The following is a 16,241-nucleotide window of genomic DNA, read 5'->3' on the forward strand; positions in this document are numbered from 1 at the left end:
TTGCCTGTACATATGTGTTTATTCAAATGTGAGGTATTAGAATGAAAGCGTTAATGGTATTTGAACTGGCATATGCTGCTATAAAGATAGCGTTCCATCGACCCGTTGAACTCACAGTTCTAATGACTCTTCACATTAAGGCTTTTTAATCACTTCAACATTAACGCTCGTGGTGCCATTCTCACGGCTTATCTGCCCGCTCACCCGCACCAGATCCTGCGCATCGAAGTGCTGCCCGTTCCAGACTTTCTGCGGAATACGAACTTTGATGGTTCCGGTTGGATCGCGGAAGGTGTACCACTCTTCCTGCTGCTGGCTGATGACATTGCCTTCCAGCGTGATCCACGCCCCTTCGTGCATTGACGACACGGCCTGAATGCGGCTTTGACTGTTTTCCTGCTGAACCTTATGACCGGCATACATGCGCTCAGTGGCGACTGGATCTTTCTCTGCGGAGAAACCGCCTTGCGCTGCCAGGGCTGGAATGGCGATGGATGAAGCGAGCAATACGCCGGTGACGTTGACGAACTGGCGACGAATATGACTGAAGTATTGTTTTTGCATAGCAGGTTCCATTTATGATTTCACATCCTCCCAGGGGGGATAACTTAATCATAAATGAGCGTCTATAAAAGCTCAATTGCTATCCCCTGCGGGGGGATAAAAATGTGACAGGCTTCAGAGATAAAAAAACCCACCGGTCGGTGGGTTCAGGCATGTGGCTTTTACAAGAGAAAATCAGCGGGTAACGCCGATCCAGCCATGGTAGCCCATGTAAATGCCGACAAGGGCAATCAGTACGCTTGAGAAGTATGGGGCTCGGCGTGCCAGAGTATCCAGACCGCTCCAGCGTTTGGTTGCCTGGCGAACGCTAAACGCCGCCGCTGCACCCACAGAAACCAGCGTAATCGCCAGGCCGATACTGAAACACAGTACCAGTGCAGCGCCGAGCGTAAATTCCTTCACCTGGATGCACAGCAGCAGAACGGTGATGGCCGCCGGGCAAGGAATGAGTCCACCGGTTAGCCCAAACAGGATAATCTGCCCTGTGGTTACGCTGCGATTGGCAAAACGTTTTTTGATGTCGTTAGCATGGGCTTTTTCGTGAGCGTCCTGGTATTCGCGGGAATTAACATCCAGCCCCTCCAGCGCGGAGTGGTCATGGTCGTGACCGTGCTCATGCTCGCGAAACTCCACATCATAATCGTGTACATGCCCACGATGGCCTAAAGACAGGCGCACATCGAAACTGTGTGGCTCAGGGATTGCCAGGACTGATTCCATAAACCCGTCTTTTTCAACGAAGTCGAAAACCTGAGAATACGTTCCAGTCCCCCGCCTTGTGGCCACAGAGATATTGCTGGCTTCCCATTTCCTGCCGCTGAGTGTGCGTAAACGCCAGTGAGGCGGTTGCCCTTCCTCGAAAATAGAGAGTTCAACGCTGCCGTGGCCGGTATCGATTATGCGGGTTTCGTCATGTTCGTGATGGCCGTGGCCATGTTCCTCTTCCTGCTCCATTTTCCACAGTTTTTCACCGCGCCAGGTGCGCCAGAACATCCATGCCGCCGTGACAAGAATGATGATGGCTGAAATCAGCTGGAACCAGGGTTCAGCGGACTCGGCGGTGAATTTCTGACTGATGTACATCCCGCCCATAGCAATGAGCCAGACCACAGACGTATGAGAAATGGTCGCGGCAAGCCCCAGTAATACGGCTTGTTTCACCGTTCCCCTGATAGCCACAATAAACGCGGCCATCATCGTTTTGGAGTGTCCCGGCTCCAGTCCGTGAAGCGCACCCAGCAGGATCGCACTGGGGATGAACAGCCAGGCATTCGCCACGCCTTGCTGTAAAAGAGCAGAAAAATCAGTCATGTTTCGCTTGCCTTAAAGATATTTAGTTATCTCTTTAAATTCGCTAAGCGTGTTATCAGACTCACTGTGGTCGGCATGAAGGGCGTCCTCCAGGCAGTGATCCAGATGGTCATGAATTAAGGTACGCTTCGCATTCGTTATCGCCTTTTCCACTGCGTGCAGTTGCTGGGCGATATCCAGACAGGCTCTTTCATCTTCGAGCATCTGGATGGTACTTTTCAGGTGCCCTGCGGCACGTTTAAGTCTTTTAATAATGTCAGGGTGTGATGCGTGAACGGTCATGATTTATCCTCTCCAGGTGGAGGGGATAAGATAATGTGTATCAACGCCAGGGTCACACTTTTTATCGGCTTATCCTCTCCTGATTCTTTGTCTTTTTGGGTTAATTACTTATCTTTCTTCGGCCATGACGGATGTTCATCGTCGATGACGAAATCATGCTCATGGGTTGTGTCTGAATCGGTATGACGGTGAATCTGAGCGTAAGCTTCATGCTCAGGACGCCAGATCAGTACGGCGGCAAGCAGCGACAGCACGGCCACAATAGTCAGGGCGACAAACGAAGCCTGTGTTCCCCATGTGGCACCTACCCACCCGGCCAGCGGATAAGTGACCAGCCAGCAGGAATGCGACAGTGCAAACTGGGCAGCAAACAGCGCAGGTCTGTCTTCAGCCGTTGATGAGCGGCGCAGCAGGCGACCACTTGGCGTCTGAGAAAGCGAATAGCCCACACCCAGCAGCGCCCACAGCACAACCAGCGTGACGTAATCCTTCAGGAAAATACCCAGCCCAAGTCCAATCACTAAAAGCGCGGTCCCCACAAGCATCGGCATGCGGTCGCTCATTTTGTCGAGGAGTTTTGGGAGAACCAGCGCCGACACCATGGAACCCACACCGAAGAAGGCCAGAGCAATGGCGGTAGATCGCTGTGAGAAACCAAAATCAGCCTGAACCAGAACAACGGTGTTGACGATAACCATCGCGCTCGCCGCTGCTACGGCCATGTTGAGTGCCAGCAGGCCACGCAGTCTTGGTGTTTTCAGGAAGATACGCATGCCTCGCGTCGTTTTGTCATAGATGCTGCGTTTAACCGTTAACGCTTTCATCTTTGGTAATGTGACGGAAACAACCAAAGCCGCAGAGGCGAGGAACCCGACCGCCGTCCCGGCAAACAGATTGTGGAAGCTCATGACCGTCAGCAGCGCCGCCGCCAGCATTGGGCTGATAACGCTTTCCAGATCGTAGGCCAGACGCGACAAAGACAGCGCCCGCGTATATTCGCGTTCGTCAGGAAGAATATCCGGGATAGTTGCCTGGAAGGTTGGCGTGAACGCCGCCGAGGCAGACTGAAGTACGAAGATCAGAATATAGATTTCCCAGATCTGGGTGACGAACGGCAGCGCAATAGCCACCAGAGCGCGAACCAGATCCAACGTCACCAGCATAGTGCGACGCGGGAATTTGTCGGCAAAGGCTGCCGCCACCGGCGCAACCAGAATATAGGCGCTCATCTTGATCGCCAGCGCGGTACCCAGCACAGCACCGGCCCTGTCTCCGGCGAGATCATAAGCTAACAGACCCAGCGCGACGGTCGCCAGACCGGTGCCGATAAGGGCGATAACCTGTGCCATAAACAGGTGGCGATAGGTACGATTAGATAGAATATTGAGCATCAGGAATTCTCTTGGCTTAAATTTATATCCCCCTGGGGGGGATATTGAAAGCATAGAGCGACCTGAAAAAAATGACAAGCATTATCCTGGTGGGGAGGATAGGAAGTTGACCAATCATCTGATATTTAGAATAAAAAAAGCTTCAGGTATCCCAGCGTTATACCTGAAGCAGCATAAAGAGTGTCGAAGGTGTTATCACCGCTTCCTTGCGAAGCCCCTTCTGACGAGAAAGGTGTTAACTCAGAAGTCCCAGGCAGGTTTTCAGACTCAGCCGCGTGGCTTCAACATCGCTATGGACGATGGTGCACCAGTCATCACGGTTAGCCCGAACGTCGTCCAGCCAGCTATTCAGCGCCTGATTGAAGGCCATGGTTTTCTCGCGCTGAGGCCAGCTCATCTGGTTAGCGCTGTAAATATCCTGACCGGGCTGTGGCATCTGTACGGTTTGCTGCGTCGACATCCGGGAGGTCACCGACCAGGTATCAGAGTTGCCATCCCAGGAAGGCATCACCGGGAAGCCCGCGCCGCGCAGGGCGATATCCCAGGTGGCATCAAACAGGCAGGTTTTCCCGTTTAACTCAAAAGTTACTGTGTCATGAAATCCCTGGGTTTGCGGCAAAATAGCCAGTATTTCCGGAGGAACGGGTAAATCAGCCCAGTCAAACTGCACCAGTTTTCTCTTCGCCGTAATCCCACCGGCAACCAGCAATCGTTCGGCCGCGGCGGCTTTATGACGACAGTCGCCAAAACCCTGCTCAAACAGGCTCATGCTTTGGTTATTCCATGACCCAAGCTGATAGGGCACGCGCCTGACCAGTTCAAAAATGGCTCTCCGCAGTTCCGTTGAGCCCGGCTGAAGCCCGAGCGACTGCAAAATCCAGCCCGGCGTTATCGTCTCCTTAGCAGTGCGGCGAGCAATAATTCTTTGCCATGTATCACTGACTTTTTCGGCCAGAGAGGCTGCCAGGGTTTCCCCCGGCAGTAATGTTGTCATCAGCAACGCTCCTGTGGTGGTGAGAAAATGTCTGCGCGTCAACATATCGGGCGTTACACCTCCACGCTGCGACGAAGTGCCGACATAACCAGTGATTCACAGACCACTTCATCGTCCTGTTCCCGGTTTACGCCGGGGAAAACCATTTGACTCACTGGGGATGAACGAAGCCGGTGATAACGGGCAATCGCGCCATTCATTCCGCCCATTTGCTTACGTCTGACCAGCCGCAGTCCGTGCTCCCACGCGACTTCATCCATCGCGCTCGCCAGAACAGGATCATGGTTGAAGATTAAGACGCCATCCCCTTTCAGCAGACGGGCTGCGCTGCGAAGGAACGTTGTGTAGTCCTGCTCGAAATAGGCTGCGGCCTGGGAATAAATAATATCGACCCCACCGGCCTGAACGCCGCGATTTTCCAGTGCGCAGAGACCGGCTGCCGTCACGTAGGGATGCTCAGTCACCCCCTTTGGCAGCGATTCGTGCCATGGCGTGAGATTGGTGAAATGCAGGAATGCACTCTCCCCAAGCTGCTCCCTGAAACTCTGGGCAAGCCCGGAAATCGTCGCCTGATGGCTGGTCGCTTCTTCAGCACGAAAACCTGCCCAGGCAGCACCAATTTCAAGGAAGGTGACGGTACCGTTTTTGTGGTGAATATTTTTCGCATGGTGGGCAATGTCGAACCCAATTTCTCGCGCCAGACGAAAAGAACCACCGCTGGAGGTCCAGGGACCATCGAAACCAAAAGCAAGAATAGCTTTCAGCATCGAACCCGTTTCTTTGTGCATCATTTTCAGGAACGGAATGACCTTACGCCGCGAAGGAACAGGGACGTTCGGACGCAGTTTTTTGGCCTGGAGATCGCGATTCACGCCCATGCACAGTGTCTGCCAGTGCAGAGGGTTAATGCGATAATTAAGTTCAGTAAAATTACGCGCAATCTCACGACGCGCCTGTATGGAGTCTGTGTACATAGCTTCTCCGCTAAATCTGAAGTTGGTAAACGCCAGGCAGCAAACTGCTACCGGCAACAGCGATCAGATCTTGCGGGTGCTTGGAGGGCGGTAAATTATGTCCGTAGCCTTAACCGGGCTGCGAAGATCGGCGAGCGGCAACCATCTGTCTGCTATAGGAGAGAGGGTGATCTCCACAGAGGGCGGCTGCTGAGGGGTTTCATGGAAATGGTCTGTCTGATGATGGCCTGCGTGACCAGACTGAGGGATATCCGAGTCGTGGGAGTGATCCTGCACTGTCATGGTGACTTCTGCATCATGCAGATTCATCTCGTAACCTGTCAGGCCGTTGGTACCGTGTGACGCAAACGTGCCCATCGACGACATCATCATGCCAACGGCCATGATGACAATCATCAGAATATAACGGGGTGAACGTTTAAACATCAGGTACATCGCTGAGTGCTTCTCTCAATGGACAGTGACAACGGTTTAAAAATATTAGCATCCCCCTGGGGGGGATGTAAGAGGCTGGAGTGTAAAGTCTTGTATTGCCGAAGTGTGTAAAAAGGCCCGCATAATGCGGGCCTGATTAATCAGATTACGCGCTTAATGCTCTGGTATTCGCCATTGGTATCAAGCTGGATAGTAATCGTTTGTGAACCACGATTTCGCCAGAACCAGCCGTGCTTACCGTCAAAGGCGGCCTGCAACACACCATCCCTTGAGGTTATCTGCCGGTCCTTACCATAGCCGTGGTAAAACCCTTTCGGTGCGTTAACCGGATCGCCGTGTGCATCCACGTTGACAGGTCCAGAGCTTGTCCACTGGTAAGTCACCCGGGCATCCTTACGCATTTCCATCTTAACTTCAGCCGCCTCATTCGGTTTCAGAGTAATTAACAGCTGATTGCGCTGAGAACCGGCAGTTGGGGCTTCTGGCGCACGAGTTGTCGCCGGAACGCTCAGCTCCGGATAGTTGTTTTGCGTGATTGTCGGCGGGTTATCCGGCACCGGACGTTCATTCACCGGAGTGGTTGACTGTCCCCACTGGCTCGTACTCGCCTGTTTGTCCGTGGCGGCTTCCTCCGCCAGCTGCGTTTTGATTTCGCCCATCTGTTTAAGGCCCAGCAGACGGCCAACGCCCGTTGGATCGATACCGTATTCTGAAGGCATCACGATGGTTATCAGCAGCGTCAAAGCGACGATAGCCGCCAGAATAGTGGACTGCATCAGCTTCATCGCAGACGGCAGCTCTGCGCGGGTCGGTAAATCGGTGTTATACATTCTCTTTTCTCCCTCAGGCTAAAATGTAGCCACAAATCTGGTAACTCATTAACAGGAAACCGGCGCTCATCATCACTACGTTGGCGGTGTAGGCATGGCGGAAAAAGCTCGCCGTCTGCCGCCAGTAACTCATGATGATAAGGATGGCGCTCAGCGCCAGAAGCTGACCTATCTCGACCCCGACATTGAAGGCAATCAGGTTGACGAAAAGGCCATCGGGGGAAATTTCGAACTCCTTGATTTTGGTCGCCAGGCCAAAGCCATGGAAGAAACCAAAGATAAGCGTAGCCATCTTCGTATTAGGCTGAAAGCCAAACCAGCGCTGGAATGCGCCAAGGTTATCAAGGGCTTTGTAGACCACGGACAGTCCGATAATGGCATCAATGAGATAGGCGCTGACGCTGATATCAAAGAACGTACCAATAAGCAGCGTCGTGGAGTGCCCGATAGCAAACAGGCTGACGTACAGCCCGATATCACGCATTTTGTAGAGAAAGAAAATCACGCCGAACAGAAATAGCAGATGATCGTAGCCGGTGACCATGTGCTTCGCGCCAAGGTAGATAAACGGGATGATGTTAATCCCGGTGATTTCCTGAATGTACCCTTTGTCGCCTTCGGCTACGCCATGTGCGGCCGCACCCTGGCTGTAGAAAAGCAATAACAATAAGAAAAACAGACAAGCCGAACGCGCCTGAGTCGAAAACAGGCCACCGCTCAACCGGCCTTGTAAATTAAGGCAGGTGTTCATACAAAATCCTTACAGTTTGAATAATAACGAATTAACAGCAGTTATTACGCAGACAGGGATCTCGGAGGGCGTTCGGGGGTGGCCTGTGGCATTCGCAGAATTTGTTCTGAACTCAGTGCAAACGTCGCGCGCATACCTGCGTTCCAGGCCTGCAAGGCAGTCAGAGTGAAGAGCTTGTTCAGATCGTGGGAATGATCGGCATTGAGGTGATGCACATTACCGTGCGAGTGGAACAGTAGCGGATCGTGTTCATTCAGCGGCTCATCGCTGTCGTGCTGATGCTCACTGACAGACGTTGTATCCTGAACGTTATACATAGCCTGTGGTTTTGCCATAAGCGAACTGCTCAGCACGGCAACAGCCATGATGATAAGCACGATTCTGGAAATGACTTCACGGCTAAAAAACACAGTCAACGACATCCTGGTGATACAAGGTAACAACGTGCGTAATGTATCTGTTTTGCTGACCGCATTTCAATAGGTCTTTTGGAGCCGGATGTTGTTTTAATAATTACTTGGCATAACTTCCGCTTTTTGGCGTCAAGCAATCGATACAGCTCTTACACATCAGTTGCATAGATCCAGTCAGCACATTGAGGACATATCTTCTCTCCATGCCAACAAACATGGCACCAGCAGCATCGCCATTGCCTTATCTTCGTGTTGGTAGGTCGAATGGGCTTTTCCGAAGTTGGGATGATTTTTAGCGAGGTTTGCTCTGGTGCTGTTTGTAGCTTGTTAAATCGACATGTTTTGAGCCGAGCAACATTGTTGATATGTCCCGGTAGGTGCACAAACGTTTTTGTAGATGTCAGTGGATCAACTTGAACGCCGATCTGCAGTTTGCAGTAAATACAATACATTGAATCAAAATCAACCTGTTGAACAGATTCTGGTGTAACCCATTCGCCCTTTGCGGTGACGGCATGAGTGGCTAAAACGAAGTAATTCATCATGAACTCCGGAGAAAAATAAAAAAGCCAGCATGGTTAGCTGGCTTTGTGTTTGGTTGAGAGATGTGGCTGGCGGTAACACCCTGACCAGCCCCTGTTCGATCAAGACTGGCTACAGCCAAATGACCGTTCCTCATTGCTGTATACTTTCGTACGTTCCTTTGCCAGATAGCTAAGGCGGTACATTAAACCGTTATATGACTCAGAGTAGGCTGGAGGATTATTGATATTCAGGTGATAACAGGGATTATCAGGGAAGTGAATCAGCGTTAAATATTCAGTAGCTAAAGGTAGCTTTAAAGCGCTCAACCATGCAGCCTGAATCATAGAGGCCACGTTATAATCATTCCCCGTATAATCACCGAGACCGAGAAAGGCATCCTTATTGAGGAATAACACCACATGCCAGTGTGGTTTATCACTTTTATCTTTATCAATTTCTTTAACCCAGGCGTAGCGTAAATGGCACGGATAGACTCTCATGCCATTTTTACTTTTGTTCTTCAGGAATATCTGTATACGGGCATCAAGTGCTTCAATAAAACGGGACATGAGTCCTTTATTCATATCGATGATGCAAGAAATGCTATCACCGGTATCTTTATAATTGGGTACATGAAGGTCAACACGAATGGCTGTTGTTCTTGGATGTTCACGCACAGCGTTATGAATGACATTCGACAATCGATGTAAGTAATGAGTGTTGAATGGTGCATGGTTCATATTGAGTGTATAGATATTATTCATTGTTTCTTTTCTCAGAATGAAGAGCATCATTGCTGATGCCATAATGTTTTAAAGGATGGGAGTGATATCACTTCAGATTGTTAGAGTGTAGATGCCATGTTTAACTGATAAACGTATCGGACATATATCACTGATGTGATATTAATGAAGTTTATGTGGTAATTATTGTTGCTTATTTTAGTGTGATACTTGGTGTTGATGTTTATATTACGCATGTATAGCAGGTATGTACTGATGAGTATATATTACCATACCAACACAACTGGTGTATTAAACGACCGCTGAATTCCAGGAGATATTCACATTCTATATTTAGAATTCACTCCGAAGTTAGCTGGTTTTTCATAAGGAAAGGGCTTACTTGTTTTCCTCATTAAAGATTACAATAGAACCAGAACGCGATAATTTAATCCTCTCCTCGATCCACTCTTTTACTTCACTTTCAATCCAGCGGGAGCTGCGACCAAACTTCACCGGCTTTGGAAACTTACCTTCATGCACCAGCTTATAAAACCATTTATCAGATAACCCTGTCAGTTCAGTAATGAACTGCATGCTAACGAATTTATCTTCGTGAATATTAATAGTGCTCATGACATGTTTCCGTAATTTATCAGGAGGACACCGGTCGGCATCCTTTCATGTCATTGGTCGCGTATGTACGATTTTACATTCCCAGTGATCTGGGCAGCATTTGAAAAGCTGCAACCTTTTACTGCAGATGCTCAGAAGTCACCCTGTCGTCACACTTTGATAAACTGGAAGCAGAAATCCATGCTGAAATCACATCCATAAATATGGTAAAAGCCCTGACGTTACGAGACTTACAGGCCAGTCATGTACTACATTTTTTACTACATAAAAAACTACGTTTATAGCTATGAAAATAACTAGTTTTCACTCTTCTTTTTTGACTATTTTTATACCTGACCTTATGATGATTGAAATTTAATCGAAACGTATTACAGGACGTAACTTGTGGAAAATTCACTGCACAGTGCAATAATAAATAACAGGAGGGCCATGAGATTATTCTTGTGGTATCTATCTGATCAGGATCTGGCCATACTGACCAATAAACTGGCATCAACTAAAAACATTTACAATGCAGATGACATATTTGGCAGTAATATTGAAATCGCTGAAGAGGCAATTAATCAGGCTGTGCGACTGATAAAAGATAATGAGGTTAAGAGGATCTACACAATAGATTTTAATGAGTTTAAATCACTCCAGATACCCGCATCTGAATTTTCTTGGGTAAAAAAATCACCTGATGCTTGCTACTTCACATGGCTGTTTATCAAAAGCCAGATACACGATTCATTCAAATTGCTTGAGTTGGACGTTTTTATAGTTGGTAGAATAAGGAACCAACGCTATCCCAATATACATGATTCCCTTTACAATAAACTGGAACTGGATGCTTACCCTGTCGATAATAAAGAGCGTCTATCAGTTATAGAGGATTTTTTTGACCGTGCACCTGCGACCCTTAAAGCCAGGCTCGATCTGATGCGCCAGATTCGTAACAAGTGGGAGGAAATTTATCCTTCGAGTATAAATTTCCCTCTTTCACCAAAAAGCAAGAAAAAATGCGACTGGGCATGGAAATACATTCAGAAAGATAGAAGTCGAATGAATACCCGGAGAAAAGACCGTGAGGGGCATTATACAGGAGAAACCAATCCGGCACCTTTTACTAACAGCAGTATGCTGTCCATGCTGAGGCCGTCAGGCTCCTTTGAAAAATACATGGCTGTTAAGTTTTATTTTTTGTTCATTTATTTGTTTTTAAAAGATGAACTATTTATGCAACGTTTTAAAAAGGCATGGCAGGTACATCAGTACAGAGCAACTTCTGATACCAGAGAAAGAAAAGCATCTTTGCGTGCCCGGATAAAGAATAAAACATCCGCGCCCAATCCCGTTTCTGAACCATTTACAGTCACAACACTTACCGAGCTTGCTACTATCAGTAACATGTCCTTCATACCGGAAATACAGTCCTATAGCCAATATGCTCCGGTCAATGAAATAACGGAAAAGGAAGAAAAGGACTGTCAAACTCATAATGCAACGGTACTGCACGCCTCTCCTACTGATAATTCCAGCGATGGCCAGGTTACGCATATTTCCATTGGGGAAGCTCTGAAACGTATGGGGAAATTACCTCGCAGTGATGAACACTCAGCACTGATGCCAGATAAAAATCCGGGCTCAACCTCAAAAAAAATCTGGACGAGGTTGCAAAAAGCGATGATGGAAGGTGACAAGGACGAAGACTGAGCATCCCCGCGTTCTGACGCATCCCATTTTTTTTCAGACCTGTATTACCACGGTGAGATCATTCCGGACAGATTCTGGAGTGTCTCACCGCATTGATCTGCAACACCGATCGATACTTCAAATAATGATAGTCACTACCTATCGATAGTGAATTATTGATCGTTATTTTCATAGATAATAACGATCAATTCCTGGTAACTGATCAGTAATAACGATTATCCCGCCCCGGACAAAATGCATACGATCGAATGGCCCTTTGTACTACAAAAGGCCATTTTTCGTTTGTAAAACAATAGTAAGGAATTTCTATGTTGAAGATCACATCTGTACTTCTTTTCGGTGCAACATTGTTTAGCTGTGTTGTGCACGCCATGGGCCAGGAGCAGCAATGGGGCAACTGGTTTGGCACTGTCAATGCGATGGAGTTTGAACTTAACGCCGACAATAGCGCCGGAGAACGTATGACGATCACCTGCCGGGACAGCAATTTGATAGTGAGCTACAGCGGGTCTGATAAGGAGCCAATGGATATACCAGATAATGGACAAGAATCCATGGGAATCAATATCAACGCTGTTCATTACCCGCTAGATGAGGCGGCTTTTATAGCGCTCAAAAACACAGGCAACCATGGGCAAATTGAAATCACCCGGATGAATAAACCCGTATCTCACCCGTTCAAAACCGCAGGGCTCAGGGACGCTCTGTCGGACCTCAACTGGGAAGACTGCATCAGCCATTAATCACCCCTTCCAGTAACTCATGCTCCCACATTGTTAATCATCAGTAAGGATATCTTTTATGGCGACATTCATTTCACGCCTGGTTTTAGTCTGCACCCTTTCGCTCCCGGCATTCAGCTCTGCTATCACTATTCAGGGGAACATTCATCCTGAGCGCTATACCTTCTTTCTGACAGAAAAAGGCGGCGAAATGCTGCGGGACATGAACAACGAGGCCGTGAACGTAAAACATAGCGGAAAGGCCAGTGCTTCGGTTGATGCGCAAAATAAGGCTGCGGCTGCAAACATATCGCCCCTGCTGTACCCGGGTGCACCGCTGGAGCAAAACTTTATCCGCTACGACGGTAAGCCAGTGAAAGCTCTGACCTGCCTTATTACCACCCGCACCATGCCGGGCCAAAATAAAGACTATGCATGGGAGGAAACTTACTGCCTGGATGAAACTGGTGCAGCCTACATTGGCACTAAAGGCTGGCCGTCTCGTACTATTTTCAGTAAGAGCTGTGCAGTGGGCGCTGCTGACTGCCCTGTTTACCTGAGCATGAACAACGACCCGCCAACCATGCGTAACGACGCTGTTCAATATGTTCCTTACAGCCGCGAGCGCGTAAGTGGGCAGACAGGACGTAGCCCTGAGCCAAAACTAACGACGACTGAAACCGTCGCTGAGCAGGACGGTTATGTAGTGAGTTTTGTTAAAGCCAGCAACTGTGCAGACAATAAACTGATTGTGAAAAATAAAAACTCAGGGAAAACTGCTGCAATTGCAGGATTAAATGGTTGCACTTTTGATCCGAAGAATAATGCAGTAATTATCTTCCCTCTAAATGAATACGTCGGCGTTTACAGTGGTCCCACAAACGCTTCTGAGGAAATAGCTTCCGTCGATCTCCCCTAATTATTTACCCGGTCCGGTATACGCTACCCGCGATACCGGACGTATTATGGACAGTCCTATGAAATACCCGAAATTCCCTGACGATATAGATACACAATCACTGGATCTGACCTGGCCCGTTGTTTTTAGCGTTGCAGGACTCACTCTGCTAAGGAGTAAGTCGGTCGTATGCCAAACATTGGGAGCCAGCCTGATGACCCTTAGCCTGATAAGGCTCATAAAAAAACTCGCCACTCTTGCCTGAAAAAGCCCCTATCTGGCAACACGGTTTGTGTGCAAGCTCCTGGATCACACGTACTATCGCCTTCCGACGTTCACCTGAAAGCTAATTCTCGACAAAAGCTGAAGCGCTCCTTTATCAAAGGGCTGGCTGCAATAGCAGAGGACAGAATTAATGATGATGCCTTTGTTTTATCGGTGTGCAGCAAAGCGTATGAACGCTTGCCTCTGATCATAAGGCGAGTCGTGAAGTACGAATGGTGTCTTCGATACTTCCAGTACAGTAAACCCTTTATTCTGCAGCGATTACAACATTACCAGATCGACAAGCTAACTCCGCCGACATTACCTGACAGTGAACTGTCGCCACAGCAAGACCAGCCACCAGCTTCTCCCTGAATAATTTATCTTCCATCCGAAGCCACTCCAGTGGAGTGGCTTTTTTATGCCCATTTTTAAAGGAATTAACTATGACACGTTTAGCCAGCCGCTTTGGTGCAGTCAACCTTGTACGTCGTGACCGCCCATTAACCCGCGACGAACTGGCCCATTATGTGCCAAGCGTCTTCAGCGAAGAAAAGCATGAATCCCGGAGCGAACGCTACACCTACATTCCCACTATTACTTTGCTGAATAACCTTCAACGTGAAGGGTTTCGTCCGTTCTTTGCCTGCCAGACCCGCGTCCGGGATGAAAGTAAACGAGAGCACACGAAACACATGCTTCGTCTGCGCCGGGAAGGACAAATTACCGGCAAACAGGTGCCAGAAATTATCCTGTTGAACAGCCATGATGGTTCCAGCTCTTACCAGATGCTGCCGGGGTTATTTCGTGCCGTATGCCAGAACGGGCTGGTATGCGGGGAGAGTTTCGGTGAGGTGCGGGTGCCGCACAAAGGCAACGTAGTCGAGAAAGTCATTGAAGGAGCCTACGAAGTACTGGGGATATTTGACCGCGTAGAAGAGAAACGCGATGCCATGCAGTCGCTTTTGTTGCCGCCACCCGCACAGCAGGCAATGGCGAAAGCAGCATTAACCTATCGCTTTGGTGAAGAGCATCAACCGGTGACGGAATCGCAGATACTTTCGCCACGTCGCTGGCAGGACGAGAGCAACGACCTGTGGACCACTTACCAGCGTATTCAGGAAAACCTGATTAAAGGTGGTCTTTCGGGGCGCACGATCAGCGGTAAGCGTGCTCATACCCGTTCGGTAAACGGTATCGACGGAGATGTGAAGCTCAATCGTGCTCTGTGGGTGATGGCCGAGAATATGTTGCATCTCGCGTCATGAAACTTTTTATCATTCTTCAGGCCCCGCTAAAAAACCAGCGGGGCCTTTTGTTTTAAGGAACCATTATGTCTGTATCCAATTTATCGCCGGTGTTTCCGGTAAACGAGCAGCGCGTAATGCGAAGGGCATTACGACTGGTTGAGAAATACCTGCGTCAACCGAGTGAGTCATTTACCTCCACCAGCCTCACAAAAACCTGGCTGCAACTGCAGATGGCGCACCTGGAGAGGGAAGTCTTCATCGTGATGTATCTCGATAATCAACACTGCCTGCTGGGACGAGAAACACTGTTTACCGGCACGCTCAGCCATACCGAAGTGCATCCCCGCGAAGTGGTTAAATCAGCCCTGAGACATAACGCTGCTGCGGTCATTCTGGCTCACAACCACCCGTCTGGTACGACAGAAATCAGCCAGCAGGATAAACATATTACTCAGAGGATTATGAAAGCGCTGGCACTGGTGGAAGTGCGCGTGCTGGATCATCTTGTAATCGGAAACGAGGTGGTGTCTTTTGCTGAACTTAGTTTGCTTTAAAGGAAGGTTTTCATGTCATTAATACCAGCCCATGAATGGGGGATAAAAAGCGATATTGTTCCACGGCTTGGAGTCAGATTAGTTCAGGAAGGCAACCGGCTGCACTATCTGGCTGACCGGGCTAGTATCACCGGTAAGTTCAGTGACGCCGAATGCCTGAAGTTGGATATCGTATTTCCGCATTTTATCCGTCAGATGGAATCGATGCTGACCACTGGTGAAATGAATTCTCGCCATGCCCACTGTGTCACTCTGTACCACAACGGTTTCACCTGCGAAGCCGATACCCTTGGTAGTTGCGGCTACGTATACATCGCCATTTATCCCACTCAACGCTAACAAATTTCACGAGAGCAAACATGAAAAATCTACCTGCTACAATTTCGCGGGCGGCGAAGCCCTGCCTGTCGCCCGTTGCAGTCTGGCAAATGTTACTTACTCGTCTGCTTGAACAGCACTATGGTCTGACACTGAACGACACGCCGTTCAGTGATGAAACTGTAATTAAGGAACATATTGATGCTGGGATTATCCTGGCCGATGCAGTCAACTTCCTGGTAGATAAGTACGAACTGGTTCGCATTGATCGCAGAGGATTTAGCTCACAGGGACAAGTACCATATTTGACCGTGACAGATATCCTTCATGCCAGAAGAGCATGTGGATTAATGAAAAGTTGCTCTTATCGGGAAGTAAGTAATATTGTTCTTAGTCATTCGCGGCAGTGAGGGGGTCTTCAAGAGCCGAGAAGATTTGCACGGTTTGTGAAGAAACTGGTGAGATTGGCGACTCAATGAAAACCTCATCGAGTCGCATGAAAAACAAGGTGGGGGCACAAAAGGGGGCATTTATAAAGATGAAACAAGAAAATATGTATATTTATCAATGGTTGGATGGGTTGTGTTATGTTCCTATTATCCCATCTAAATCAAATAGTTACCCTGCATTCCAGTAAATCTCATTCTCAGACCATGGCAGCAAATATTGCCATTGGCTGCACATTTTCGCGTCATCGTTTTGTACCTCAAAG

Annotated in this window: 20 protein-coding genes; 7 read left to right on the forward strand and 13 right to left on the reverse strand. The window is 48.6% G+C overall.

The window, feature by feature from the left end; translation table 11 throughout:
• Window positions 1-135 precede the first annotated feature (135 nt).
• From O1721_RS08280 to O1721_RS08340, 13 genes are all read right to left on the reverse strand, one after another.
• Entirely contained in the window at window positions 136-576 is a 441-nt protein-coding gene (locus O1721_RS08280) for a YgiW/YdeI family stress tolerance OB fold protein (protein ID WP_135702047.1), read from the reverse strand.
• Window positions 577-738: 162 nt separating this feature from the next.
• Window positions 739-1,875 (reverse strand): nickel/cobalt efflux protein RcnA, encoded by a 1,137-nt coding sequence (locus O1721_RS08285; protein ID WP_023303132.1) that lies wholly within the window; start codon window positions 1,873-1,875, stop codon window positions 739-741.
• Window positions 1,876-1,887: 12 nt separating this feature from the next.
• Entirely contained in the window at window positions 1,888-2,157 is a 270-nt protein-coding gene (locus O1721_RS08290) for a metal-sensing transcriptional repressor (protein WP_023303133.1), read from the reverse strand.
• Between the two features lie 104 nt (window positions 2,158-2,261).
• Window positions 2,262-3,548: an MFS transporter gene (ncrA, locus tag O1721_RS08295; protein ID WP_023303134.1), complete on the reverse strand. Its 1,287-nt coding sequence runs from the start codon at window positions 3,546-3,548 to the stop codon at window positions 2,262-2,264.
• A gap of 235 nt (window positions 3,549-3,783) precedes the next feature.
• Window positions 3,784-4,542, reverse strand: a complete 759-nt coding sequence (locus tag O1721_RS08300) for a hypothetical protein (RefSeq protein ID WP_023303135.1) — start codon at window positions 4,540-4,542, stop codon at window positions 3,784-3,786.
• Window positions 4,543-4,595: 53 nt separating this feature from the next.
• A complete protein-coding gene (locus O1721_RS08305) occupies window positions 4,596-5,516 on the reverse strand; it encodes a class I SAM-dependent methyltransferase (RefSeq protein ID WP_023303136.1) in 921 nt (306 codons plus the stop codon).
• 63 nt (window positions 5,517-5,579) lie between these two features.
• Window positions 5,580-5,942, reverse strand: coding sequence for a hypothetical protein (locus tag O1721_RS08310; RefSeq protein WP_223826472.1), 363 nt, complete (start codon window positions 5,940-5,942; stop codon window positions 5,580-5,582).
• A 149-nt stretch (window positions 5,943-6,091) separates the two neighbouring features.
• Entirely contained in the window at window positions 6,092-6,781 is a 690-nt protein-coding gene (locus O1721_RS08315) for a hypothetical protein (RefSeq protein WP_023303138.1), read from the reverse strand.
• Between the two features lie 13 nt (window positions 6,782-6,794).
• The gene (locus O1721_RS08320) at window positions 6,795-7,532 is read right to left on the reverse strand and encodes a HupE/UreJ family protein (protein WP_023303139.1); all 738 of its coding nucleotides are present in this window, start codon (window positions 7,530-7,532) and stop codon (window positions 6,795-6,797) included.
• A 44-nt stretch (window positions 7,533-7,576) separates the two neighbouring features.
• Window positions 7,577-7,954 (reverse strand): hypothetical protein, encoded by a 378-nt coding sequence (locus tag O1721_RS08325; RefSeq protein WP_223259293.1) that lies wholly within the window; start codon window positions 7,952-7,954, stop codon window positions 7,577-7,579.
• 140 nt (window positions 7,955-8,094) lie between these two features.
• Complete coding sequence (locus tag O1721_RS08330) at window positions 8,095-8,490, reverse strand: putative zinc ribbon protein (protein ID WP_080297790.1); 396 nt, start codon at window positions 8,488-8,490, stop codon at window positions 8,095-8,097.
• Window positions 8,491-8,589: 99 nt separating this feature from the next.
• Window positions 8,590-9,234: an inovirus Gp2 family protein gene (locus O1721_RS08335; protein ID WP_023303141.1), complete on the reverse strand. Its 645-nt coding sequence runs from the start codon at window positions 9,232-9,234 to the stop codon at window positions 8,590-8,592.
• A gap of 357 nt (window positions 9,235-9,591) precedes the next feature.
• A complete protein-coding gene (locus O1721_RS08340) occupies window positions 9,592-9,828 on the reverse strand; it encodes a helix-turn-helix transcriptional regulator (RefSeq protein WP_023303142.1) in 237 nt (78 codons plus the stop codon).
• A gap of 429 nt (window positions 9,829-10,257) precedes the next feature.
• Between O1721_RS08340 and O1721_RS08345 the strand changes: the two genes are divergently transcribed.
• From O1721_RS08345 to O1721_RS08375, 7 genes are all read left to right on the forward strand, one after another.
• On the forward strand, window positions 10,258-11,523 hold the full coding sequence (locus O1721_RS08345; RefSeq protein WP_045324920.1) for a hypothetical protein: 1,266 nt from the start codon (window positions 10,258-10,260) through the stop codon (window positions 11,521-11,523).
• 308 nt (window positions 11,524-11,831) lie between these two features.
• Window positions 11,832-12,266 (forward strand): hypothetical protein, encoded by a 435-nt coding sequence (locus O1721_RS08350; RefSeq protein ID WP_023303144.1) that lies wholly within the window; start codon window positions 11,832-11,834, stop codon window positions 12,264-12,266.
• A 58-nt stretch (window positions 12,267-12,324) separates the two neighbouring features.
• Window positions 12,325-13,164 carry a hypothetical protein gene (locus O1721_RS08355; RefSeq protein WP_023303145.1) on the forward strand — a complete coding sequence of 280 codons (840 nt, stop codon included), beginning with the start codon at window positions 12,325-12,327 and terminating at the stop codon, window positions 13,162-13,164.
• A gap of 689 nt (window positions 13,165-13,853) precedes the next feature.
• On the forward strand, window positions 13,854-14,675 hold the full coding sequence (locus O1721_RS08360; RefSeq protein ID WP_023303146.1) for a DUF932 domain-containing protein: 822 nt from the start codon (window positions 13,854-13,856) through the stop codon (window positions 14,673-14,675).
• 65 nt (window positions 14,676-14,740) lie between these two features.
• Window positions 14,741-15,211, forward strand: coding sequence for a RadC family protein (gene radC, locus O1721_RS08365; RefSeq protein ID WP_023303147.1), 471 nt, complete (start codon window positions 14,741-14,743; stop codon window positions 15,209-15,211).
• Window positions 15,212-15,223: 12 nt separating this feature from the next.
• Window positions 15,224-15,550: a type IV toxin-antitoxin system YeeU family antitoxin gene (locus O1721_RS08370; RefSeq protein WP_023303148.1), complete on the forward strand. Its 327-nt coding sequence runs from the start codon at window positions 15,224-15,226 to the stop codon at window positions 15,548-15,550.
• A gap of 20 nt (window positions 15,551-15,570) precedes the next feature.
• Window positions 15,571-15,939 (forward strand): TA system toxin CbtA family protein, encoded by a 369-nt coding sequence (locus O1721_RS08375; RefSeq protein WP_023303149.1) that lies wholly within the window; start codon window positions 15,571-15,573, stop codon window positions 15,937-15,939.
• The last annotated feature ends 302 nt before the right edge of the window (window positions 15,940-16,241 follow it).

This window comes from Enterobacter cloacae complex sp. HYC033_NIDB (genome assembly GCF_056673335.1).